The organism is Shewanella sp. T24-MNA-CIBAN-0130 (genome assembly GCF_040310185.1).
GTDB lineage: Bacteria > Pseudomonadota > Gammaproteobacteria > Enterobacterales > Shewanellaceae > Shewanella > Shewanella psychromarinicola.
Map to the genome: position 1 here is coordinate 13,641 of NZ_JBEOPP010000034.1, position 25,698 is coordinate 39,338.

Sequence of the window (25,698 nt, forward strand, 5' to 3'; positions counted from 1 at the left end):
AAGGGCTCTGCGGGGTCATTCATTTAAAAATCAGTGGCAGATTGGTAATGCTTCAAAAAAGTGTTACTAACGTATGAGGATGCCACGACTTAACCAAACGTAAACTTGATTTTTTTAGCACGCCTCTGGTGTCAATTAGAATGCGAAACTAACATTGAGCTCCAATGAGCGGCCTGCACCGGCTATTGGTTCAAAGCCGTTACTGCTGTCTGCTTTGTATTGTGCAACACTGACACCGCCCAGCGGCAATTGATAATAGTCATCGAGTAGGTTGTTCACTGCGATGGTCATTGTCACATCTTGCCATTGAATACTGCTGCTTAAGTTAAGCCGTGAGTAACAGTCTGTTGAGTTTTCTAAACGCTGACTATCAACGCGATCTTTGCTTGCAACCCATTGCCAGCTAACACTATTTTGCCAATCCCCCCGTTCTTGCTGTAAAGCCAACTCAGTTTGCAAAGGCTTTATTTGATATAAGGGCTCGTTACTGTCATTTCTTTCCCCGCGAGTCGCACTGACATTAGCGACCATTAGCCACTTACCACTGCTGTTTTCTGCTAGTTGATATTCAGCATCCATACGTGCGCCAAACAGGGTGGCGTCAACATTGGCAAATTGTAAAATATTACGCCGAGTATTGGCCATTGTGGTTTTGTTAAAATGACCTACCACATCGGCATCGATATAGTCTTTAATGGTGCTATACCAGGCGGTTGCACTAAAAGCTAAATCGTCTTGTACCAGCTTGTATGCTGCACTTAAGGTATGTGCCGTTTCGGCGCTAAGATCAGGATTACCAATATAGCCATTTGCATCACCGTACCAACCAATCATAGTCGTGGCCATGGTGCTTTGACCCCAGCTATAGCGTTCATATAAATTAGGCGCGCGGCTCTTTCTCGCTAAGCCTAATTCAATGACTTCGGTATCACTCAATTGATAACGCGCAAGCAGGGTAGCGTCGATAATATTGTCATTGCGCTTACGATAAAGGTCATTGAACTCGTTAGCTGCGGTAGCATTCACATTTGTCATGCCCATCATGCTCATGGTGTTGTAGGGTTGTACTTCACCTGTGCTTGTTGACACATATTCATAGCGTACACCAGCCGACAGCCACCAACGACGATTTAAGGTTTGCTGCCATTCACCATAAAGAGCTGCGCGTTGACGCTTGCCGTCATTAATATTGATATAATCATTGGGCCCCATCATGGTAGAACCATTAATAGCAGGCCAAGTATCATCAAGTTGATAAACATAATATTCTTGCCCAATCAGCAAGGTACTGTCTGAACTTATGGGTAATAGCCAATGCAGTTGGTAGCTGTAATCTTTACCTGTGGTTTCCATTGGCATCATGCCGATTTTTTCGTCAGTAAAAAATCCCATTTCATGTTCAACACTGTGCCAATTGACTTGGGACGTGAACAGACCTTCGTTATCGAGTTGCAATTGATAGCGGGCTAAAGCGCCATAACTGTCATTGTTAGTCATGTCCATATATTGGTTGGCAAAACCTTGATAAGGAATATGCTGATGTGTGAGTTTAATGGCAATTTGTTGGCTATCGTCTTGCCAAGCTGCGGTTAAGGCATGATTTTGTGATTGGTATAGCGTGTCTAATACTTTATCGCCATGACCATCGGTATAGCTGTTTGCATCTTCAAATGAGCCTTGATAACTAACACTGAGTTCTTTGCTTGCTAGGGTCGCATTGACACCAGCTAAAAAGGCGTCGCTAGCGCTGCGATAACCTGCAGCCACATTACCGCTGTGCCATGTGACCGTATCGCTATTCGCAAAAATGGGATTTAAGCTACTGATTTTTATCACACCGGCAATATTATCGCCGCCAGCACTGACAGGAGATACCCCCGCGACCACCTGCGCAGAACTGATTTGATTTGCAGACACATAGGAGAGCGGCGGATTCATGTGATTGGCACATGATGCGGTAATGTCGCTGCCATCAATAAGTATCTTAATGCGATCGCCCATCATGCCATTTAAAATAGGTAAGGCTGATACGCCACCGGCTTGTGAAAAATCGACGCCTTGTTTTTTGAGTAGATTTTCTGCTGAGCCTAACAGGTCTTTATGTGCAGTTTGTTGTCCGTGTACCGTGACGTGTTCAATGCGAGAGCTATCTTGTGCAGTGTACTGCTTAGCTATCACTTGTGGCGTAATGGCAACACTGATCGCCAATGCGATTGATGAGTAAAGCCAAGGAGTATTGCTTAATACATTAAGTGTTTGCTCAGTCGATTTTGTCAAAACGATCACCTTTTTCGGTCAAGGATATGTACCATTGATGAATGCTATTAATGGTACATATGAGATTTGAAAAAATTATAACCTGCTAATAAACTTAATAAATGCGGCATATTGTCGCACCTTTGTTTAAACTTGCGTCATAGGATGAGTTAATATTTTAATGACACATGAGTCAGGCTATCCACTACGCCGATAAGTGATGATATTGGTACTATTTACACATTAAGGTCTTGTTATTTTGATACAAGCTTGCTTATACTGGCGGACATCTTGTCGGAGTGCCATTATGGCTGAGACCGTTTATTCGGGATCCGTTGAACCTGATCAGGCTAGAACCTGCGAAGGAAACAAGCGTAATAATCATGATTATTGAGGAAGATAAATAAAGTATTAACAACAGAATAAGTGATGCTTAATCCCGGGTCTATTTATCGGTTTTGATATCCTGTTAGGTTATTATTTTACTATTTTTTACATATGATTATTAACGTGAACAATAGCGTTTGTATTGTTCACTGCTGCTATCAACACCTCTCCAGACAAGCAACTCTACTCTTAATAATGAGGTTGCTAATGTCAAATCCAAACCGTCGTCAAACTCGAGCTAACGCTCAACAATTTATAGATACCCTTAAACCGTTACAACACCCTAATTCTGAAAAAGTCTATTTACCCGGCAGCCGCGCGGACATTAATGTTGCTATGCGCCAAGTTAATCAATCTGATACCGTGATGGGTGGCAGCGATGCCGAGCCCATCAAGCAAGCTAATCCGCCTATTATGGTGTACGACTGTGCCGGTGCTTATTCTGATCCCCGAGCCAATATCAACGTCCGCCAAGGTTTGGCTAAAATTCGCCAAGCTTGGATTGATGAACGTGCTGACACCGAACAATTATCCGCAGCAAGTTCTGGTTTTACGCAGCAAAGACTCGCCGACGATGGTGTAGACCATTTACGTTTTGATGCTCTTGTTGCCCCGAAACGCGCTAAAACAGGCAAATGTGTGACCCAAATGCACTATGCTCGCCAAGGCATTATCACCCCAGAAATGGAGTATATTGCCATTCGTGAAAACATGGCTCGCAGTGAGGTTACAGACAGTGTACTGACTCAAAAAGCACCTGGGGAAGCTTTTGGCGCGCATATCGGCCAGTTAATTACCCCTGAATTTGTTCGCGATGAAGTGGCTCGAGGTCGAGCGATTATTCCGCTTAATATTAATCACCCAGAAACTGAACCTATGATTATTGGGCGTAACTTTTTGGTTAAAGTGAATGCCAATATTGGCAATTCAGCAGTGACATCTTCAATTGAAGAAGAAGTTGAAAAACTGGTGTGGTCCACTCGTTGGGGCGCAGATACGGTAATGGACTTATCGACAGGGCGCTATATTCATGAAACGCGTGAATGGCTTATTCGTAATTCTCCAGTGCCTATTGGCACAGTCCCCATTTATCAAGCATTAGAAAAGGTTAATGGGGTTGCTGAAGATCTTAATTGGTCAGTGTTTAGAGATACCTTAATTGAACAAGCTGAGCAGGGAGTGGATTATTTTACTATCCACGCCGGCGTGTTATTGCGTTATGTGCCGATGACGGCTAAACGCTTAACCGGTATTGTGTCGCGTGGCGGTTCTATTATGGCTAAGTGGTGTTTAAGCCACCATAAAGAAAGTTTCTTATATGAACATTTTCGCGATATTTGCCAAATTTGTGCTCAATATGATGTGTCGTTGTCATTAGGCGATGGCATGCGCCCCGGCTCTATTGCCGATGCCAATGATGAAGCCCAATTTGCAGAATTAGCAACCCTAGGTGAGTTAGTTAAAATTGCATGGCAATATGACGTGCAAACGATTATTGAAGGCCCTGGTCATGTGCCGATGCAGCTGATTAAAGTCAATATGGAAAAACAATTAGCCCATTGTGACGAAGCGCCATTTTATACCTTAGGCCCACAAACCACCGATATTGCTCCTGGTTATGATCATTTCACCTCGGGGATTGGTGCTGCCATGATGGCCTGGTACGGCGTGGCAATGTTGTGTTATGTCACCCCCAAAGAGCACCTGGGTTTACCTAATAAAGATGATGTAAAGCAAGGACTCATCGCGTATAAAATTGCTGCCCATGCGGCAGATGTGGCTAAGGGACATCCTGGGGCTCAAGTGCGAGATAACGCCTTATCAAAAGCACGTTTTGAATTTCGCTGGGAAGACCAATATAACTTAGGTCTTGATCCTGATACCGCACGGGCTTATCACGATGAATCATTACCGCAAGAGTCAGCTAAAGTGGCCCATTTTTGTTCGATGTGTGGACCCAAATTTTGCTCAATGAAAATCACCCATGAAGTGCGCGAATATGCCGCTAATCTTGAGCAAGCACAAGCGCTTAAGATTGAAGTTGCTTCAGCTAGCGCTTATCAAAGCCACCCTCTAGATCAACATTCAGATCAAACTCAAACCTTGAGCCAAACTGAGGCGATGGCGCAAAAGTCGGCGGAATTTAAAGCCGCTGGATCGGCGATTTATCATGAGGTTAAACCGGTTGTAAAAGCCGATATCGACTTAACGGCTGAGGTTGAATAATCACTATGAATTCAACGACGCTTGTCAGTGAATACATAACGCCAACACCACCTATTGTTTGGACTATAGCCGGTTCAGACAGTGGTGGTGGGGCTGGTATTCAAGCTGATTTATTAACCATGCAGGATTTATCGTGTCACGGGTGTAGCGTGATAACCACCTTAACCGCGCAAAACTCCGTTAGTGTAAGCCTGGTTGAGCCTGTTTCTGAACCTATGCTATTGGCACAATTTGCGAGTTTACTGGCTGACTTACCGCCAGTTGCGATTAAAATCGGACTGTTGGCATCCCAAGCTCAGGTAGACCTATTGGCGGAGTGTTTGACTCAAATGCGAATGACGCGAAAGATTAGGCCGTTTGTGATACTTGATCCTGTGATGGTCGCCAGCAGTGGTGCTAGCTTTAATCCTATGGATCTCGATTTTAGTCCTCTTATTGGCTTAATTGACTTATTAACCCCTAATCAACATGAATTACGCCGCTTATGTCGTCATTCCGTTTTGGCACAACATCGAACTGATGAGATAGATGTTGAACCGCCTGTTGAGTCATCTAATAGATCATCTATTGAAATAAACACCGTTAGCACTTTGCAACAGCAGATGATCAACAACGCTAAGTGGTTATCAGATAGCTTTAACTGCCATGTACTCGCCAAAGGAGGTGATGCCCTGTGGCAGCACCAATTTGCGATAGATATTTATGTGAGTAAAGCCGTAAAGGGCGCCAGTATTGCCCACGATAATGCATCATTTACATTAACCAGTCCGCGGATAACCTTGAGCAATAATCATGGCAGTGGTTGTACATTATCATCTGCTATTGCATGCTTTATCGCCCATGATTTGGTGGTGCATGACGCTATCGTATTGGCAAAAGCTTATGTCAGTAAAGGCTTAGCATTAGGCTTCTGTCCTGGGCAAGGTGCTGGTGTGTTAGCCCGAACGGGTTGGCCCGATGATCTAGAGGTTATGCCGTTAATCAACTTAATCACATCAGGCAATCTAGCTCAAGCTTTTACGGTTAAGCGCGCGGCGCATAATGGCTTTACAGGCTTGCTTCAACCGTTAGGTATTTATCCCGTTGTTGATGATCTTAATATCCTAAAACAACTGCTAGTAGTAGGTTGCAAGACAATCCAATATCGCACTAAGCTCGATCCAGATGCAGACTGTCAGCCGCGATTACCACTGGAAAACAATATCATCACTGCGATTAAACTGGGTCGCGAGTTTCATGCTCAGTTATTTATCAATGACCATTGGCAATTAGCGCTTAAACACGGTGCTTTTGGGGTTCACTTAGGTCAAGAAGACATGGCAAGTGCAGATTTAAGCGCGATTGCCGATGGTGGACTTGCATTAGGCTTATCCAGTCACAGTTATTTTGAAGCCTTGTTAGCCCACCAGTATTCACCATCCTATATTGCCCTCGGGCATATTTTTGCCACCACCACTAAAAAAATGCCATCAGCCCCCCAAGGGGTCAACAAGCTGACTCGTTATGTCAGCTTATTTTCGCGTCATTATCCAACCGTAGCGATTGGCGGAATCAATCTCAGTAACCTTGCGTTAATTGCTAAGACAGGGGTGGGTGATGCTGCGGTTGTCAGGGCTGTGACCACTGCTGTAGATCCCGCCAAGGCTTATCTAGCCTTGCATCACAAATGGCTACAGCTTACACGGTCGTTACCGCAAGTGAATTTATCTGCGGAGGGCGTATGAACACTTTATCTGATAGGCACTATATCCAGTACTCGCGCACCATGTTACTGAGCAATATAGGGGAAGCGGGTCAACTTGCCATTATGAATAGCGCGGTGGTGATTGTCGGCGTTGGTGGATTAGGCCATGTAGTGGCGCATTACCTCGCGGCAGCAGGTGTTCAGCACATGCTGTTAATTGACCACGATGTTGTTGAGTTATCAAACTTACCAAGGCAACTGTTGTTCACGGCCGCAGATATTGGCCAAGCAAAAGTCAAGGTTGCAAAAAAGGTGCTAAGTGCTGCTTACCCTGAGATCAACATCGATGTGCTAGCGGGAAAAGTCACGGCCCAGCATTTTAATAAGCTTGCCAAGCAACAGATGAGTAAAACCGTGGTGTTTGACTGCACTGATAATGTCAGTGCTAGGCAGCTTATTAACCAAATGTGTGTTGAGCATCAATTGACACTGGTTAGTGGGGCGATCAGTGGTTATCAAGGACAAGTGTTTTGTATTGATTTTTCATGTTCAGGCTCAGATTCAGACCCATATTCAGACCCAGGCTCAAATTCACCATGCGGTTGCTATCGTTGTTTATATCCACTTGATATGGACATGGCGCAAAATTGTACCCAAGCAGGCGTGCTTGGGCCTGCTGTGGGTATTATTGCCAGTATGCAAGCGCTGGTGGGCATACAACATATCAGTAATACCTTTACCCAATACGGTATTTTACATCATTTTAATGCTAAGGATTTACGCTGGCAGCATGCCAATATGACTCGAGACCCAGACTGTGAAATGTGTCATCAGCAGGCATTAACTCAGCATGCGGAGCAGCCTAATGACACATATTGATAGCCACTCTCAGATAACGTTGCAACTCAATGGGGTCGAACAAATCGTTCGGGCTAATTTGAATGTAGCCGAATTATTGATTTTATGTGATTTACCCACTCAGTCTGTTGCCATCGTCGTCAATGATAGTGTTGTACCACGAAGCCGTTGGATGCATATATTGTGTCAAGCGAACGACAATATTACGGTCTTTTCTGCCGTTGCTGGAGGTTAATAATGTTGACGATAGCCGATCATCAATTCTCGTCGCGTTTATTTACCGGAACGGGAAAGTTTGCAGATCACAACACTATGTTACAAGCGATAGCCAGTTCGGGGTCGCAGTTAGTGACTTTGGCCATGAAGCGTATCGATTTAACACGCGGCCATGATAATTTACTCGGGCCATTGCAAAGTCTGGGGGTAAAATTACTGCCCAATACTGCTGGGGCGCGTAATGCAAAAGAAGCTATTTTTGCCGCTGAGCTGGCTTATGAAATGCTCGGTACTAAATGGATTAAACTCGAAATTCATCCCGATCCTAAATATCTACTGCCCGATCCCATTGAAACACTGATAGCGGCCCAATACTTGTGTGAGCAAGGCTATATTGTTATGCCTTATGTGCATGCCGACCCTGTGTTATGTCGGCGACTAGAAGAAGTCGGTTGCGCCGCAGTCATGCCTCTTGGCAGTCCCATTGGCAGCAACCAAGGCTTAGCGACGGAAACCTTTTTACGCATCATCATCGAACAAGCCACTATACCAGTGATAATCGATGCTGGAATTGGCGCGCCATCACAAGCTTGCAGGGCCATGGAAATGGGCGCCGCTGCAGTATTGGTTAATACCGCGATTGCCAGTAGTGCTTATCCTCAGAAAATGGCCAAATGCTTTGCTGATGCGGTTGCTACCGGAAGACAAGCATATCTTGCCGGATTAGGCGCAGTAAACCATCACGCTGATGCGACAAGCCCATTAACGGCTTTTTTGACTGATTCATCAATAAAGGTACCAATCCCGACAGCTCATATTATGAGAGATTCAACATGACGTATTCTACGGTCTTTTCGCAATTGGCTCCCGATGCGTTATCGATGAAGCTGTATTCGACTACCGCCAAAGAGGTCGAGTTAGCGTTACGTAACCCTAGCGGCAATATAGACAGTCTTTTAGCGTTATTATCGCCGGCGGCAATGGCATATATTGAACCAATGGCGCAGCAAGCTGCCCAGCTTACACGGCAACGATTTGGTGCCAATATTGGTCTTTTTTTGCCTTTGTATTTGTCTAACCTGTGCGCTAATGAATGTGATTATTGTGGTTTTAGTATGAGCAATAAGGTCAAGCGTAAAACGCTTACTCAGGAAGAGTTAGCCGCAGAAATTGCGATTATTAAACAACGAGGCTTTGATTCGATATTATTGGTGTCTGGCGAGCATGAAACCAAAGTTGGAATGGGATATTTTGAGTCGATGTTACCGATAGTTAACTCGGCTTTTAATTACGTGGCGATGGAAGTTCAGCCGCTGGATACTCATCAGTATCAACGTCTAGGACAGTTAGGGGTCGATGCCGTTATGGTGTACCAAGAAACTTACCGGCCACACACTTACGCTAAACACCATACTCGCGGTAAAAAACAAGATTTCATTTACCGTTTAGATACCCCAGACCGAGTGGCAAAAGCGGGGATTGATAAAATTGGCTTAGGGGTGTTACTAGGACTCGATGATTGGCGATTAGATGCATTACTCATGGGCTTTCATCTAGATTACTTAGAGAAAACCTATTGGCGCAACCGATACAGTATCTCGTTACCTCGTTTACGCCCCTGTACTGGCGGTATTACGCCGAAAGTTGAATTAACCGATGCAGGCTTAGTACAAATGATTTGTGCATTTAGATTGTTTAATCCGCAGCTTGAAATCAGTTTGTCGACTCGCGAGCTACCGTCGTTGAGGGATAATTTACTCCCTTTAGGCATTACCCACATGAGTGCAGGAAGCTCAACTCAACCAGGTGGTTACATGACACCAGACAGTCAGCTTGACCAATTTGAGATCAGTGATAGTCGCTCTGTTGAACAAGTTGTTACTCAAATGAAACTACGGGGGATTAATCCCGTATGGAAAGATTGGGAGATGGGTTGGGTTAAAGGCTAAAATATAGGTTAGTTGTGTTTGAAAACTATACATATTAGTCGATTTAGCCCATACTAAATCGACTTTTTAGGATCAGGAGCGGTTATTATGCAAGTTCAATCAGCGTATGCATCAGGTGTACAAGGATTGCAAAGTGCTCAACAAGGTTTAGCCCAAGCGACAACATCTGTTGCAATGCCAGATCAACAAAAACCGGCGGTGCCTAGCTCATCGACACAAGAGACTGTGACATTAAGCTCTCGTGCTGTTGGACAAACAGATACCACAGCGGCCTTAGTGTCTGCGACTGAATCATCCAATCAAGCTCAAGCATCCTCGAAAGTGATTGAAGTGGCATCTGAGACAGTTGGTAGCTTGATTGATATCCAAGTGTAATCATGAGTGCGTTAATGGTTTCCGCTAACACAGGGTCAGTTATCAATGCTGCCCAAATAAACCATCGCAATTCATTATCCGCACCAGAGGCTCAAACGACTGGCTCTCAAGCAACTAGCTCTCAAGTAAGTAGCACTAAAATAAGTAGTTCTAAAATAAGTAGCACTCAAACAAATAACGCTCAAATCAATAACGCTCAAATCAATAACGCTCAAGTCAATACTACCCAAGCGATAACAACTAAATCCATAGACACCCAATCTGCAGCCGTTCAGTCTAATTGGGTTAACAATAGTTTGGTTAACAATAGTTCGCTTAAATCCAGCTCTAACTCAATTCAAGCAGCGGCTACATCGACATTTAACGCGTCAAAAGACCTCAAGGTTAATTTACCCAGTACGGATACTCAGCCGGGTTTTTCGTCTAGCATCTCAGACAAAAATGACATTCAGTCTAAAAAAAACGTCGGTGCTGATCCACTCCACAGTTACCATTTTAAAAGTGGCCCACTCAATCTGGCTGGTGTATTGAATCGTTCACAAACTCAAGTGCCGGCTCCGGGCGTTGTTGCACCAACATCAGTTGGTACAGGGATATCAACCAGCACGAGTAAAAGTGATACGGCTAATACACAACAACCAGCGGTTAATCATATTAATAAGCCATCGGTCAGTTCAGCTACACCCATAAATGACACTGCGGGAACTGCATTGTTAGATGATTCCAAAGCAACTGCAGAGCCTCAAGCATCAAACACCCAAGATGAGGCCGCAGCAAAACAAGTTGAGCAAAAGGTAGCAACAAAACAACAGCAAATAGAGCGAGCTGAAACAATACAGATCGACCAACTCACGCAGCGAGATACCGAGGTTAAAACGCACGAAAAAGCCCACGCAGCAATAGGTGGCAGTTTAGCCCAAAGTCCAAGTTATCAATATGAAAAAGGCCCAGATGGGCGTCGCTATGTTGTCGATGGTGGAGTCAATATTGATGTGTCGACCGTAGATGGCGATTCCCAAGCAACGTTAAGTAAAATGCAGAAAGTGTATGCAGCAGCAATGGCCCCTGTGCAACCGTCAATGGCGGACATTCATGTTGCGGCGCAAGCATTAAAAAACATCAATGATGCAAACCAAGAGTTAATTCAACAAAGCCAACAAAACACTGGGTCTACACAAAAAAGTCAAAATACCTCTGAGTCCGGTAACCTTTTTACGGCCTCAGATAATCAGTCAGGATCCACTTCAATAACTCATTCCCACAATCCTATCACGCCTAATAGCCGTACTTTAACGATAAATGACACCCTTGGTGCCGATGAGACTAATATGAATTTATTATCCTCCAGGCGGCCATTATCAGCAGAGCAGGGCCATCTTACTGTTGCAAATGAAACGGTTGTAAAGGGTACCCATAAGGCTGAAATAAACTCAGCTCGTCAAATCGAAATTTACGTGTAATACCCACCTTTATCTATGCCTCATCAGGTATTAAGTTAACATTCGCTAAGCCTAGAAAAGCTACCATGCTGAGTGGTTAGATTATGTTGCGTATTGTGAGTCTATTGCAAGTCAATGCAACATAAGTAGCTGAACAAGTGGCTGTTTGATAACCGTTTATTATCCCGACCGAGGTTAACTAGATTAAAGTGACATTTAGACTTACTTAATGGGAAGAAAACATCTTCTGCTGATAATTAATCATTAAATGGTAAATTATGTTGTTTTAAAATTAAGTTTTCTAATAATTTACAGGCCGGCCCTTGCTGATCGCGATTCGGTATTACTAAGTTAAGCATTATTTTTCGCTGATAACTGCCGCGCAAATGTAATCGGATGAGTTGTTTATTAGCAATTTCTTGTTCGACTAAAAAACTGGGTATCCAGCAAAAACCTATATTACGTGCCAAAATTATTTTTGCTTCATGAAAGTTAGATACGGTCCAACGCTGTTCTGCTTTTAACCAACCAATATCATTGGTGGCATTTATTCCTGTATCTTTAATCACAATTTGCAAGTGCTGGGCTAATTGCTTGTCATCTTCAATTAACGCGAGTTGTGACAGTGGATGCTCGGGATGACACACAAGTTCAAAACTTAATTCACATAACGGTTCAGCAATATGGCCTTTAGGGGGGGTGGCACAGATAGCAATATCGACCTGATTATTTTTTACTAATTCATGAGTGCCTGAAATCACCGAATCAATAATCGTTACACGAGTGCCGCGACTTTCAGGTAAAAATGCTGTTAATGATCCAACAAGATCGTCCATCGGATAAACAATCTCTCTGGCAATGGTTAGGTTAGGTTCCCAACCTTGGCCTAAATTGCTGGCTAATTGTTCAAGCTCTTCAACCGATTGAGTTAAATGACGGGAACGACGCAGTAATACTTCACCTTGTTCAGTTAAATAGGCTTTGCGGCCTTTTACTTCGAGTAGGTTAATGCCTAATTGGTGCTGTAACTTGGACACGGCATGGTTGAGTGACGATTGGCTTTTATTGAGTTTCTCTGCTGCCTGCGCATAGCCTCCAAAATCAACGACTGCTTGGACGATCCGCCATTGCTCTAGCGTTGATTTTGCTCGGCTCATTAAGTGTTCTCTTTACAGGTGACAGAAATTGAAGGAAAAAACCATAACATCTTTTTATGTAAACAAGACAAATGGGGCACATTTGTCTTCAATATATACAGGTCTTATTTAGTGTAATTTAGTATCACTCGCAGATGCTTTAGGCTTAACTAATTTAGGTAGATGTTTCTTAGTACTAGCAATATCATTTAAATATGGGCCTTTATGTAATGTGTCAGGCCAATCTAGTAACATCATTGCCAACACATTTCTGTGTTCGCCGCTGGATAAGTCCGCTTTACCATGAGGTGATAGGATCATCATAGTGTTTGGATCGTAGGCTGCAATGACATGTTTTTTCACTTTATCGACAACAGGATTTGAACCATTGCCAGTGATCAAGAAACTAATACCCACTTCAGTAATAATATCTTCTGTAGTGTCCGTTAAAATACGATCGATATTCTTTTCGAAGTAATCTAAAATCCACTGATGTTCTTTTGGATCAACTGGGTATTGATAATACCCGCTGGCTGAAAAAATAAAGTGAGTCATGCCATAAATTTTATTTTTGTATTGGCCTTTTTCAAGCTGATCATCTTTGCTGTTTGGGTATGTGTTAATAAAGGCCTTTTTGTAAGCCTCATAATAGTCGCCAACACCAATTTGTTTCGCCCAGTACACATAGTTTATTAATTGTGCAGCCCAAGCTTGGATCATCTGTTTATCGGTTAACGCGGGTGCTAAGTTGGCATTTTTTAGGGTTTTTATCATTAAATCATGACAAGGTCCGGTAAAGCCAAACTCATCGACACGGCTGGCATAACGTAATAAGACATTGCTATACAACATAAAGTTAGGGTAGGGGGCGATGGCTTTTTTACGTGCTTGGCCACGTGGGCCGTTACCTAATTTATCCACTGCAATTTTTGATTCACTTTTAATAAAACCTGGTTTATCCAGATTACAGGAATAATAGGCTTGGCGTTCAGCAATGGTGAGTAGGTCGATTAATGACCCGTTGGCATATTTGGTTTCACCCGTCATACGGAATTGACGAATGGCATAATGTCCTTGGACTCGTGGGGGTAACGAATAAAGATTGGTCTCTAAATTGGCTTTAATCCCATGATAAACTTGTTCAGACGTTAAATTATGAGCTACTTTTTCAACGGGCTTTGTTGCGAAAACCACACTACTAAACAACGTAGCTGACAATAGTAAGTACCAGAGTGCTTTACTCTTGTGTAGTACCAGCATGTTTAAATCTCCTGATGAGTGAATGTGGGTCAATCGGTGGGCCAATAAGCTGCTCAAGTTTATCGTTTAAGGTTAAATCTGTTTCGTTGACAACTAATAAATTAAATATATCCCTGGTCGATATTGTAGGGGGGGTCTGGGCAATGACTAATTGAGCCAATGCAGTTTGCCATAGAGGAAGATAATGATTAATGCCTTCATTAGCAATAGCTTGATAACTATATATTGCATCAGTAGCATTAGGCCATGGCTGGCCAAAACTTTGTTCAAATTTGTCTGATAGTTGCTGATTATAAGCTAACCAAATATCTTGATCAGTCCGCTTCAAATCACCTTCATACTGATAAAATGCCAGCGCGACTTTTGCTCTAAATACCCACAGTTGTTTCTGGTAATTTGCGGCGAGTTCGCTACGTTCAGACTGTAAGGGCAAGCTAAGTTGCTGCTTAATGTAGTGAACTAACCATTGCGTTGCAATAGCATGGGCATCGCTGTTTTGGCCTCGATGGTTGAGAAAATAAAACTGGCCACCTTGAGCTAAGGATACTATTGCTTGGCTCAAGGCGTTAATTAATTCGTGTTGTTGTGTTGTGCGAGTTAATTGTTGTGGAAAACTGAGCACATATTGACCAAATTGATGACCAACCACAGTTTGTTTTATCAGTTGACCATCTACGTTGACACCAGGTTGTAACTTACCTGGTGGGTAGGTAAAAATCTCACCCAATAATCTTTGTTGATGCCAAACTCGAATAATTTGCGTGTCACTCAAGGCCCTATGTTGACTATCATCAGTGGAGGGATCTTTGTCTATAGTCGATTTTTCTACAATGATTAGCTCAAACTTGAGATCTAAAGGCTTAAGGCTTTGCAATATTTGCTGTAAAAATGCATTCGCAGTTACCGTATCCATGTTCGATGATTTACTGGCACGGCCTAAAGCTTGGGCAATATTCCATGGCGCGATATTTAGATTGGTTGTTTGCTCGGCTAAAAATTGCGCTAATAATAGAGGGGTTAAACCATGAGATGACAGCTGTGCCTGTGCTGTATTGCCATATTCTTGAAGCATTGCATGCTGCTGTTGCAGTTGATGGATCAATGCCAGTGCAGGGGCTTGTTGGTCTTTAGTTCGAACTTGATAGGCGAGCCAGGCTTGTTTTCTGCAGAGTTCATTAGGTTGTTTAATTAAATACTTGGCAATACTAATATCGATATTGGTAGTACTTTCATGCTTAATTGCTTCATCAGTATTGGCTGCATTGGTTAATACACAATCTTGCTGATTAAATTGCAATGTAAATTGCCGCGATGACAATGCTTGATTAATGCTGGCCTGGGCGCTGTGCAGTTTTGACTTTTTGATTAAAGTCCATTGCGACCGTTTTATCGCAACTAAACGTTGTGCAAACTGATTATAAGGTGGTGCAAGGTGTTGTAACTGATCGATTAGGGATTGGGTTTTCGGGGCTGTAGCTAAAGCATAAAATTCATCGGCAAGGTGGAGTTGGCACCATAATAAGCCTTGTCTACTGAGGTTATCATTGGCAAAAGGGCGGTAGTATTGAATTCTGTCGTTGATATTATTTAACGCAATTGTGCGTTTTTCAAATTCAACAGCTTGTTGTTCAAACGACTGAAAAGTGACAAGGCTATCTTGTCCTAAGTCAGGTTGATATTGTAAGCACTGTTCAATGAACAGTGCTAATGGACCCGCCACCGCGTTTGAGGTGGCTAATAGATTAAAAAATAGGGTTGCTACAAAAATGCTTTTTAGCATAAGCCACACGTTCCTCAACTGACATTGCTGAGCTTTTCATCGCTTCAACATGCTTAAGTCGAGGTAACATCCCTCTACCATTGGCAATTTGAATGGTTAAACCTGGGCGAGCATTTAATTCAAGTAATAATGGGCCTTTGTTTTTATCTAACACCATGTCAGTACCTAAATACCCTAACTCACACATTTCATAGGCACTCGATGCCGTATGAAGTAAAGTTTCCCAATGAGGAACTGTGATGTCCGACAGAGGGAAGTGAGTATCAGGATGTTTATCAACGGGTAAGTCAAATTGCACTGCATGTAAACTGTTTCCGGTGGCGATATCTAAACCCACACCCACAGCGCCTTGGTGTAAGTTTGCCTTGCCATCAGATGCTGAAGTCGATAAACGTAACATTCCCATGACAGGAAAGCCTTTAAACACAATTAAGCGGATGTCAGGGACACCTTCATAGCTTAGGCCTTCAAACACCGGATCAAATTCAATTAACCCTTCTACAATCGCGACATCTGGCTTACCACCCAGTGAAAATAATCCACTTAAAATATTTGATACATGACGATAAATTTCGCTATGCGTCACTTCATGACCATTGGACTTGTAATAACAGCCATTGCTCACTCTGGTGATCACCATAATGCCTTTACCGCCAGAACCTTTTGCCGGTTTTATCACAAAACCGCTACGGTCTAGGACCATAGCTGGAATTTCTTGGATTTTATGTTGTTGGTGAACAACCCCAATTAAATCGGGAACCGCAATGCCATTAGCCAGCGCAAGTTGTTTAGTAATCAGTTTGTCATCAACGCGCTTATAAAACTTGCGCTGATTGTAACGACCAATATAGCTAATATTGCGCCTGTTCATGTTGAGTACACCGCTACGGCTCAATTCCCAGGGCCAGGCGTACTTCATTATTGCTCTCCAACTAATGGTTTAAAGCGTTTTAGCTCAGTTAAACGGTAACCAGTGTACTGGCCCATCACTAATACCAAGGCTAAGATCACTAAATGAATACCCAAGAAGTTAAATACCCAATATTGGACTATTTGATTGTCCATGGCTAGGTATGCCAATGTTGCTACAAACAAGCTGCCGCCACCTGAGACAAAGACTTTCTTAGGGCCTTCTTCTTCCCAGAGAATCGACATACGCTCAATGGTCCACGCTAGGATGATCATTGGGAAGAAGGTTACAGTGAGTCCTTCATTTAAGCCTAATTTGAATGAGATTAAGGTAAATAACCCAATAATGAAAATCACCACAATAATCACCGCCGATATTCGGGAGATCAGTAGTAAGTTGAGGGTCGACAGATAGGAACGGATCATTAATCCACAGGCTATAATCAGTAAGAAACCAATTAAGCCTGTTAATAAGGTGGTTTGAATAAAGGCCATGGCAATCAATACCGGCATAAAAGTACCCGATGTTTTGATGCCGACAATGACGCGCAAGAAAACCACCACTAATACCCCAATAGGAATTAATAGAATGCCTTTAAAGGTGCTTTGTTCTTCAAGCGGTAACTGATACAAGGAAAAGTCCCACGCATCGTCATTCATCATCATGTCAATAGAGGTTGCCAATGCGGAGCGAGTATCCTTTAACATTGAGAAATTCACTAATGAATTAGTCCCCCCCATAACATCAAGCACTGAGTGTCCGGAATATTCCCATAACACTAGCGTATTATCACGGCCTTTCTTGTTGTTTGGAACGTCAAAAAGTATCCATTCACCATCATTATAAATCTGAACGTATGATGTGAGCTGCTGACGACGTCGTTGATCTTCGAGTTGCAAACCATTAATGATCCGTGCCGGCACGCCTTTTGAGTGCAACATATGCACAAACAAATTTGTTGAGGTGTTGGCTGATAACAACAACGCCATATTTTGGCTTTGATCATTATCATTAATTAAATTCATTAACTGCTGTGCAAAAGACAAGTTTGTTGCACTGCGGATCCATACTTCTTCAATTATTTGGTCTGCTGCTGATTTTTCTGTTGCAGGCCATAAATAAGGTTCAGGCGTAAGGGGTTCTTCATCTGTTTCAATATTGAGTTTGCCTGTTGGGACTAGCGTGACTCGATAATACAGTGCTTGTGGGCCTGAAGCTTCGCGAATTGACCAAACGGCACGGCGATTATCGGTGTCAGCGGAAATATTTAAGCCATAACCTGATGACGAAGCATTCTCGACCAATATGTCAAAGGCAGGATCGTTAGGTAATGAAAAATTAACTTCGGCGGGTTGGTTTGTACCATTAAAACTGACCTTGGCATCTATGGCCCAACTTTGCACTTGTTCACCCGGTAAAAAAGGCACATTGTGCTCAATACCACGGTAAATACTGGCACTTATCCCTGCGATAAACAGCAGTACAACGAATATGTAAAACGGTTTACGAGAATGCATTACGGATCCTACTTAATTAACGTGGTAATTTGGTTTTTAGCTTTGCCATGAATGTACATTTGGCCCACATCAACAATGGCAATGTCTTTCATAAACTTGCGACCTAGTAATAAAGGATAATCTAGGTGGCTTCGATCTGTTAGGTTTAATTCTGTTTCAGCGGAATATTTACCTATTTTTAAATGGGCATGGATAACGGGACGACGATCATTACCGGTATCAACATCTTGTTTAATACGAATGAAGTGTTCAACTTCTGATTCAAACGTATTGCCAGGTTGATCAAACCCATTAGTCATTACGTCAAAACGAACCCATTGTTCGCCTTCTCGTTCAAATAATACAATATTGCGCGCATCTAAAGATGATGACTCTGCACCGGTATCGATACGGGTCGCAAACTTGACTTTCAATTCATCAATAAAGACACTTTCGACTTCACCGAGTAGAAATTTTTCACCCATAATGCTTTCTGGGCATTGTTTAACCTCGGCCATCTTTGGCATTGGTGGTTGAACCATAATCGTTTCCGATTTTTGTCTCATCGCAGTACTTACCTGAGTCTTCAGTTTTCTGATTTCGGTGGAAAGCGCGCTAATGTCGTTTGTCTGTTGGCTATTATTTGAATTAATTGCATCAATAATAACGGTTTGCGAAACTTGCAGACCGTTATTAAAATCAGCATTGGTTAGCGGAGGTGTTATCGGTTTTTGAGTGACGCTGCAACCTGCGATGAGGGCCGCTACAACGGATAGAGCAATTACCTGCTTTAACATGTCAATTCCTGTTGAATAGTATTATTTATACCAAATCGTGGTTAGGTTGGTTTTTCGTCGCAATAATGATCGCCCTTTTAGGCGCAGGATAACCTTCTACGGTTAAACTCACATCATTTGGATCGAGATAATCAACTAGAGATTCATTTTTCATCCACTGGGTGCTGCGTTGTTCTGCTAATGAGGTGATATCAATGTCAACACAACGAATATCGGTAAACTCGCATTTTTCTAACCATAACATTAAGGCGGCAACTGAAGGCAAAAACCAAACGTTGTTCATTTTTCCATATCTATCTTGTGGAACCAGTACCGCATTTTCATCGCCATCGATCACCAGAGTTTCAAGTACAAGTTCACCACCGACTCGCAGTTGGTCACGTAATTGTAGTAAATGATCAATGGGTGAGCGACGGTGATAGAGCACGCCCATTGAAAATACAGTATCAAAGGCATCTAAAGCCGGTAACTCTTCAATGCCAAGAGGCAGTAAATGCACTGGGTGCTGATTACCTGCGATTCGTTTTAGGGCTTCAAATTGGCATAAAAATAATGGTGAAGGATCTATCCCTACTACGCGAGAGGCTCCCGCACCATACATCCGCCACATGTGGTAACCACTTCCACAGCCCACATCTAAAACGGTACGATTATTTAAAGGCGAAATAAACGCTTTAACTCGATCCCATTTCCAATCACTGCGCCATTCAGTATCAATTTGGATACCATGTACTGAAAAAGGCCCTTTGCGCCACGGCTGAAAAACGGCTAATAAATTAGTCAGTTTCTCTACTTGACCAGGGCTTAATTGTTCTCCACTGCCAATGGTTACGCTGCTAGTAAAATCAACTTGATCAGGTTGTGGGTAATGTAATTTATTGAGAACCTTTTCCCATTTAGGCAAATTGCCGTGTTTATGATCTCGTTGCCATTGCCCCAAAATTGCCGGTAATGTTTCCAGCCAATGTTGCAGGTTTGAATCGGCAATATCTTTGTAAAAAGAGCTAAAATTGATCATTTAATCGCTACCATAGATGCAAAGTTAAAACATTGAAACCAGACTGAAAAGTGCGAAAAACCATTTTCAGTAAAACGCTGTTCATGTACATTCAAGCTATCTGGGCGCATCACGTTTTCTAACGCACTGCGTTTTTGACTTATTTCGAGTTCACTATACCCATTTGCACGCTTAAAATCTAAATGCTGTTGATCCAGTAATTGATGTATATGATTATCTTCAAAAAACAACTTCTCTGAAATGACTAATATACCACCAGGCAACATTCCGTCATAAATGCGTTTTATCAAGGCATCACGATCGTGAGTAGGCAAAAATTGTAGGGTAAAGTTTAGCACTACCATCGATGCTTTATTAATGTCTACATCTCTTATATCAGCGCACAGCAGGTTAACTTGAATATCACTCACATAAGCCGCGAGATTTTCGGTACAACGTTCAATCATTGATTGGCTGTTGTCTACCGCATAAATCTGGCATCCTCGTCCTTCAATCTGGCGACGAATACTTAATGTTGCCGAGCCTAACGAACTGCCAAGATCGTATATATTGCTTTGAGGTGTGACAAATCGATTAGCAAAATCACCTATGGTATTGATGATTTGTGCATAGCCAGGAACAGAGCGGCGGATCATGTCATTAAAGACACCTGCAACACGTTGATCAAATTGAAAATCTGCTATTTGGTTTGTTGCATTAGCGTATATCGTATCTTGTTGAGAGTTCATGAGTTGCAATGTGAAAAAATTAAGTTTGTATTTTAGCTAATCATGGTGAACCACAGCAAGTATCTAACGGGCAATTTATGAGTTTTTTTTCAAATAGATCACGATGATGTCAATAAGATAGGCTTAAACTGCTTATTTTTGCTGGCATTATGTACAATATGTTCAAAAATTAATTTCTATTCATAAAATTAGCACGACACAAGCTGGAAAAATGATATTATTTAGCCTTGTTACAAAGTAATAACAATAGATGTCTGCTAAACCATTCTCAACCATCTTTGGCTAACATCATCAATATTGATCTTTTACCACATTCTGCTGTTCTATCAGTCAATTACTATGAACCCGTTTATTCGGTGAATACAGTATAAAAAGTGAAAGTATTAGGGAAAAAACTTGAAATTTATACCTTGGATATTAGCATTAGTATTTGCGTGTTTTTCAATACCTGCGCAAGCATTACACTCAGATAAAATCGATAAGCCCGTTGAAAATAAACCCTTGATCATTGTTATGGGGGAAGATACGTATCCGTTTGAATATTTAGATGAGAGGGGGACTCCTGCCGGTATTTTAGTTGATTTATGGCGCGAGTGGTCAATCATCACTGACACTAAAGTGCAATTTGTGTCTCGGCACTGGCAGCAGTCAATGAATCAACTCGAACAGAAAAAAGCAGATGTTCATATTGGTATGTCTCAAAACCAAGCACGGTTAAAAAAGTTTGATTTTGCTAAATCATTTACCTCATTAAATACCTATTTATACATTCATAAGTCTATAAATAGTAAAAAGAAAATTAGCGATTTAATTCCCTATCAAGTCGGTATTGTGACGGGCTCATCCCATGAAGCAACATTATCAGCATTAGAACCCAAGCTTAGTTTTAAGCGTTATCAAAATCGTGAACAATTGTTACAAGCGGCGGTTAACGGAGAGTTGTTTGTTTTCGCCGGTATTGAAGGATATCAACGCAACTTAGCACTAGAGCAAGATATCGCGGCAAATTTTTACAGCTCATCACGTATCTTAATTAAAAAAATCAACCTTGCACCGGCAGTAGTGAAAGGGGATCAGGCGCTTGTTAACAAAATAAATAATGGTTTTGAATTAATACCCGCCGAGGTTATCCAGCAAATAGAGCGTCACTGGTTAGGTTATCATCGACAAACATCGGGTGTGATTATTGCGATGCAAAATGGTGTCGAACCCTACGTAGATATCGATGCTGATGGTTTTCCACATGGCATGCTAGTTGACTTATGGACATTATGGTCAGAAAAAACCGGTATCAAAATTGATTTTGTTGCAGGCGACATGAATAGCAGTATTGATGACGTCAAACGTGGCGTGGCAGACGTTCACATTGGGTACCCTGAAAGCCAAGATATGCGAACGGGTCTCAAGCAAGCTTGGCATATTATTTCAGTCAAAAGTCGTTTTTTTAGTTCAAACCCGAAATTAACTCATATTGAAGATATTGCCATGCGCATCGGGGTGTTTCCTACAGCACCGTATATTAGTGATATAAAAAAAATGTTTCCTAAGGCACAGTTACGTTTTTATGACACCTTAGAAAGTATGGTGAAAGCGGGTCGCAATGACGAAATTAGCGGTTTTGTGTCGTCTGCCGCCATGACGTCACATTATTTGTTGGCTAATAAATTATGGGCAGAGTTTCGACAATATACTGATATCGAATTTACGACAGATATGTATGTGTTAACACGTGTTGACGACAGTGGATTAGCGGATCGAATTCAAGCAGGATTTAATTTAATTTCTGTCGAAGAACAAATTCAAATTGAACGTAAATGGTTAATTAATCCAGACGATCGTTTTTTTGCAGGTTCTGCCAATAAAATAAAACTAACAACTCAACAAAAGCAATATGTAAGTAGCTTAGGCGCTATCAAAATGGGTTACCTAAAAAATTGGGCACCTATGGAATTTCAAGGGAAAAATGGTGAGTTTTTAGGGGTGAATGCAGACATTAAAAATTTACTGGTTAAACAACTCAATTTAACCATTATCCCAGTGGCTTACGATGATTTTGGTAAAATGGTCAGTGACCTTGTTAAAGGAGAAATTCATTTAGTTGCCAGCATGGCTAAAACATCAGATCGAGCAAACACTCTTGCATTCTCATTAGCATATTGGCCGTCACCTTGGGCGATAATCACTTCGTTAACTCAACCTCCCATTTTTAATGTCTCACAAATTGCGGGTAAACGACTGGCTGTTGTTGATGGCTACCATATTGTGGATCAGCTTCGTCAACAATACCCAGAAATAAAGTTAGTGGTTGTGTCAGATACCAAGCAGGGTACGGAAGCGGTGGTTAATGGCAGCGCGGATATGTTTGTTGAACAAGTGGCTACATTGGCGACTACTTTAAAAGGTGGTCAATATCCGAGTTTAAAAATGTCGTTGTTAACCGAGTTTACCGAGCAGCATAGCCACATTGGTCTATTCCCAGGGCTGAAAAAATTAGTTCCTTTGATTGATAGAGCGATTGCGACGATAGATGAAACCGAGCAACAGAACATGTATCAAAAATGGGTATCGTTAGATCTCAATAGTGACACATTACGTTACCAGCGTTGGTTTAAATTATTGGTGATCGGTTTGTTAATTATCACTGTGATCGCCATCGTGATATTGATTTCAAATCGACGCTTAAATGTCGAAATCCAAAAGCGCTTTAAAGCTGAAGAAACGCTTAAGTATATGGCAGATCATGACAATGTTACCGCACTGCCTAATCGCAGTTTACTTGATGATAGATTAACGCAAGCAACACTGACTCATCATAGAGATAAATTAAAATTTGCATTGTTGTTTATTGATTTAGATGGCTTTAAAGCGATAAATGATCAGCACGGTCATCATATGGGTGATAAGTTACTACAACGCATAGCCGTGTTATTAACTCGGCATGTAAGAGAATCAGACACTGTGGCTCGTTTTGGTGGTGATGAGTTTGTGGTGTTATTAAATCACATAGAAGCTAAAGAAAATGCCCGTCAAGTGGCTGATAACATCTTAATCGCATTAAAGAAGCCGTTATTAATCGATGATATCAGTGTCACTATTTCGGCCAGTATCGGTGTGGCTATCTTCCCTGATGATGCCGATAGTGGGGCTTCATTATTGAAGAAATCAGATCAGCTAATGTATCAGGCTAAAAAAGTCGGCGGTCATCAATACAAAATGAATTAGTTTTACCTTGATGGTTTTTCAGTCAATCGGTCGAGATTATTTGCTCTAGGTCTAGTTAATTCACCCAATCTGATTGATACTTCAATGCATAAGTTTGAGTCACGGTATATAATGCCGTTTTTGTGGTTTTCGATTTCCAAAATACCGCTTTGTGGATAAAGGATAGAGTTCAATGCGCAGTCATTATTGTGGAGACGTTAATAAGTCTCATCTAGGTCAAGAAGTTACTTTAGTCGGTTGGGTAAACCGTAGTCGAGATTTAGGCGGAGTCGTATTTTTAGACTTACGCGATAGAGAAGGGCTAGTGCAGGTTGTTTATGACCCAGATCTAAAAGATGTTTTTGATATAGCAAGCACGTTGCGCAGTGAATTTTGTGTTCAGGTCAAAGGGGTTGTTAGTGCCCGTCCAGCAAGCCAAGTCAATTCAAACATGAAGACTGGCGAAATTGAAATTTTGGGTAAGCAATTGACCATTATTAATGCCTCTGCTCCGTTGCCATTGAGCATGGATAATTACCAAAATAACAGCGAAGAACAACGTTTAAAATACCGTTATTTAGATTTACGTCGTCCAGAGATGGCCGAGCGTCTTATTTTTCGTGCAAAAGTGACCAGCTCAGTGCGTCGCTTTTTAGACAGCAATGGCTTTTTAGATATCGAAACGCCTATTTTGACTAAAGCCACCCCAGAAGGTGCGCGTGACTATTTAGTTCCTAGCCGGACTTATAAAGGTCAGTTTTTTGCTTTACCTCAATCACCACAGCTGTTCAAACAGCTGCTAATGATGTCTGGTTTTGATCGCTATTACCAAATTGTAAAATGTTTCCGTGATGAAGATTTACGGGCAGATCGCCAGCCTGAATTTACTCAAATCGATATTGAAACTTCGTTTATGTCTTCTGAACAAGTCATGGAAAAAACTGAGCAAATGATGCGCGGTTTATTCCAAGATTTATTGAATGTTGATTTAGGCGATTTTCCACGCATGTCATACGCAGAAGCAATGAAACGTTACGGTTCTGATAAACCCGATTTGCGTAACCCGCTTGAGTTAGTTGATATTGCCGATTTAGTTAACAATGTCGAGTTTGCCGTTTTTAATGGCCCGGCAAACGATGTAGAAGGCCGCGTAGCAGCGTTACGTATTCCAACTGGCGCATCATTATCACGTAAGCAAATTGATGACTACACTAAGTATGCTGGTATTTATGGCGCTAAAGGCTTAGCGTGGATGAAGATAAATGACTTAGCAGCAGGTATCGAAGGTATTCAATCTCCAGTACTTAAGTTTTTAACCGAAGCTATCGTTAACGACATTATTAGCCGTACTGGCGCACAAACCGGTGATATCATTCTATTTGGTGCAGACAAAGCGACCGTCGTGGAAGAAGCCATGGGCGCGCTGCGCTTAAAAGCAGGTGAAGATTTCAAGCTACTTGAAGGTGAATGGCGCCCATTATGGGTGGTTGACTTCCCAATGTTTGAACAAATTAATGGTGGTTTCCACGCCGTTCACCATCCATTTACCGCCCCTCGTGGGATTAGTGCTGAACAATTGGCCGCTGATCCCGCTGTGGCAATTTCAGATGCCTACGACATGGTGTTAAATGGTTGTGAGTTAGGGGGTGGTTCAGTACGTATCCACAACGCAGAAATGCAAAGCACAGTATTTGGCATTTTAGGCATTGAAGCAGAAGAAGCGAATGAAAAATTCGGATTCTTACTTGAAGCATTACGTTATGGTACCCCACCTCATGCTGGTTTAGCCTTCGGATTAGATCGTATTATTATGTTAATGACAGGGGCAAGCTCAATTCGTGACGTGATGGCTTTCCCTAAAACCACCACAGCGGCGTGTCCGTTAACCAATGCGCCAGGATTTGCTAACCCAGTTCAACTCGCTGAGTTAGGCATTGCTGTGGTTGAAAAGGTTAAAACAGAAGAGTAAAACGCTAACGTTA

The 25,698-nt window shown here is 42.1% G+C and carries 19 protein-coding genes and 1 riboswitch; of the genes, 10 read left to right on the forward strand and 9 right to left on the reverse strand.

What is annotated here, in order from left to right; genetic code table 11:
• Positions 1-135 precede the first annotated feature (135 nt).
• Positions 136-2,277, reverse strand: coding sequence for a TonB-dependent receptor (locus tag AAEZ02_RS13850; protein ID WP_124013037.1), 2,142 nt, complete (start codon positions 2,275-2,277; stop codon positions 136-138).
• Between the two features lie 264 nt (positions 2,278-2,541).
• Positions 2,542-2,641: riboswitch (TPP riboswitch) on the forward strand.
• Between the two features lie 209 nt (positions 2,642-2,850).
• On the opposite strand from AAEZ02_RS13850, the gene thiC reads away from it, so the two are divergent.
• The 8 genes from thiC (at position 2,851) to AAEZ02_RS13890 (ending at position 11,411) form a co-directional block, all read left to right on the forward strand.
• Positions 2,851-4,869: a phosphomethylpyrimidine synthase ThiC gene (gene thiC / locus AAEZ02_RS13855; protein WP_351088742.1), complete on the forward strand. Its 2,019-nt coding sequence runs from the start codon at positions 2,851-2,853 to the stop codon at positions 4,867-4,869.
• 5 nt (positions 4,870-4,874) lie between these two features.
• Complete coding sequence (locus AAEZ02_RS13860; RefSeq protein ID WP_124013039.1) at positions 4,875-6,593, forward strand: bifunctional hydroxymethylpyrimidine kinase/phosphomethylpyrimidine kinase; 1,719 nt, start codon at positions 4,875-4,877, stop codon at positions 6,591-6,593.
• Positions 6,590-7,432 (forward strand): HesA/MoeB/ThiF family protein, encoded by an 843-nt coding sequence (locus AAEZ02_RS13865; RefSeq protein ID WP_164839475.1) that lies wholly within the window; start codon positions 6,590-6,592, stop codon positions 7,430-7,432. Before AAEZ02_RS13860 ends, AAEZ02_RS13865 begins: the two co-directional genes overlap by 4 nt.
• The gene (thiS, locus tag AAEZ02_RS13870) at positions 7,419-7,646 is read left to right on the forward strand and encodes a sulfur carrier protein ThiS (protein WP_124013041.1); all 228 of its coding nucleotides are present in this window, start codon (positions 7,419-7,421) and stop codon (positions 7,644-7,646) included. The genes AAEZ02_RS13865 and thiS overlap by 14 nt, the downstream gene beginning before the upstream one ends.
• A gap of 2 nt (positions 7,647-7,648) precedes the next feature.
• Positions 7,649-8,464: a thiazole synthase gene (locus tag AAEZ02_RS13875; protein ID WP_124013042.1), complete on the forward strand. Its 816-nt coding sequence runs from the start codon at positions 7,649-7,651 to the stop codon at positions 8,462-8,464.
• The gene (gene thiH, locus AAEZ02_RS13880; protein WP_124013043.1) at positions 8,461-9,576 is read left to right on the forward strand and encodes a 2-iminoacetate synthase ThiH; all 1,116 of its coding nucleotides are present in this window, start codon (positions 8,461-8,463) and stop codon (positions 9,574-9,576) included. The genes AAEZ02_RS13875 and thiH overlap by 4 nt, the downstream gene beginning before the upstream one ends.
• An 87-nt stretch (positions 9,577-9,663) precedes the next feature.
• Positions 9,664-9,951 (forward strand): chemotaxis protein, encoded by a 288-nt coding sequence (locus AAEZ02_RS13885; RefSeq protein ID WP_101031084.1) that lies wholly within the window; start codon positions 9,664-9,666, stop codon positions 9,949-9,951.
• 2 nt (positions 9,952-9,953) lie between these two features.
• Positions 9,954-11,411: a putative metalloprotease CJM1_0395 family protein gene (locus AAEZ02_RS13890; protein WP_351123670.1), complete on the forward strand. Its 1,458-nt coding sequence runs from the start codon at positions 9,954-9,956 to the stop codon at positions 11,409-11,411.
• A 236-nt stretch (positions 11,412-11,647) separates the two neighbouring features.
• On the opposite strand, the gene AAEZ02_RS13895 is transcribed toward AAEZ02_RS13890, so the two are convergent.
• From AAEZ02_RS13895 to cmoA, 8 genes are all read right to left on the reverse strand, one after another.
• A complete protein-coding gene (locus tag AAEZ02_RS13895) occupies positions 11,648-12,547 on the reverse strand; it encodes a LysR family transcriptional regulator (RefSeq protein WP_124013045.1) in 900 nt (299 codons plus the stop codon).
• Positions 12,548-12,655: 108 nt separating this feature from the next.
• Positions 12,656-13,786: a DUF3541 domain-containing protein gene (locus AAEZ02_RS13900; RefSeq protein WP_124013046.1), complete on the reverse strand. Its 1,131-nt coding sequence runs from the start codon at positions 13,784-13,786 to the stop codon at positions 12,656-12,658.
• The gene (locus AAEZ02_RS13905; RefSeq protein WP_124013047.1) at positions 13,764-15,566 is read right to left on the reverse strand and encodes a hypothetical protein; all 1,803 of its coding nucleotides are present in this window, start codon (positions 15,564-15,566) and stop codon (positions 13,764-13,766) included. Before AAEZ02_RS13905 ends, AAEZ02_RS13900 begins: the two co-directional genes overlap by 23 nt.
• Positions 15,529-16,485, reverse strand: a complete 957-nt coding sequence (locus tag AAEZ02_RS13910) for an alpha-L-glutamate ligase-like protein (RefSeq protein WP_101031094.1) — start codon at positions 16,483-16,485, stop codon at positions 15,529-15,531. Before AAEZ02_RS13910 ends, AAEZ02_RS13905 begins: the two co-directional genes overlap by 38 nt.
• Positions 16,485-17,993 carry a UUP1 family membrane protein gene (locus tag AAEZ02_RS13915; RefSeq protein WP_124013049.1) on the reverse strand — a complete coding sequence of 503 codons (1,509 nt, stop codon included), beginning with the start codon at positions 17,991-17,993 and terminating at the stop codon, positions 16,485-16,487. The genes AAEZ02_RS13910 and AAEZ02_RS13915 overlap by 1 nt, the downstream gene beginning before the upstream one ends.
• An 8-nt stretch (positions 17,994-18,001) precedes the next feature.
• Positions 18,002-18,769 (reverse strand): ATP-dependent zinc protease family protein, encoded by a 768-nt coding sequence (locus AAEZ02_RS13920; RefSeq protein WP_351077504.1) that lies wholly within the window; start codon positions 18,767-18,769, stop codon positions 18,002-18,004.
• Between the two features lie 25 nt (positions 18,770-18,794).
• The gene (cmoB, locus tag AAEZ02_RS13925; RefSeq protein WP_124013051.1) at positions 18,795-19,787 is read right to left on the reverse strand and encodes a tRNA 5-methoxyuridine(34)/uridine 5-oxyacetic acid(34) synthase CmoB; all 993 of its coding nucleotides are present in this window, start codon (positions 19,785-19,787) and stop codon (positions 18,795-18,797) included.
• Complete coding sequence (gene cmoA / locus AAEZ02_RS13930; RefSeq protein ID WP_124013052.1) at positions 19,784-20,515, reverse strand: carboxy-S-adenosyl-L-methionine synthase CmoA; 732 nt, start codon at positions 20,513-20,515, stop codon at positions 19,784-19,786. The genes cmoB and cmoA overlap by 4 nt, the downstream gene beginning before the upstream one ends.
• A 396-nt stretch (positions 20,516-20,911) precedes the next feature.
• Between cmoA and AAEZ02_RS13935 the strand changes: the two genes are divergently transcribed.
• Together AAEZ02_RS13935 and aspS are read left to right on the forward strand one after the other, a co-directional pair.
• Positions 20,912-23,737, forward strand: coding sequence for a diguanylate cyclase domain-containing protein (locus AAEZ02_RS13935; RefSeq protein ID WP_351123673.1), 2,826 nt, complete (start codon positions 20,912-20,914; stop codon positions 23,735-23,737).
• A 172-nt stretch (positions 23,738-23,909) separates the two neighbouring features.
• Positions 23,910-25,685 (forward strand): aspartate--tRNA ligase, encoded by a 1,776-nt coding sequence (gene aspS, locus AAEZ02_RS13940; RefSeq protein WP_101031106.1) that lies wholly within the window; start codon positions 23,910-23,912, stop codon positions 25,683-25,685.
• Positions 25,686-25,698: the final 13 nt, after the last annotated feature.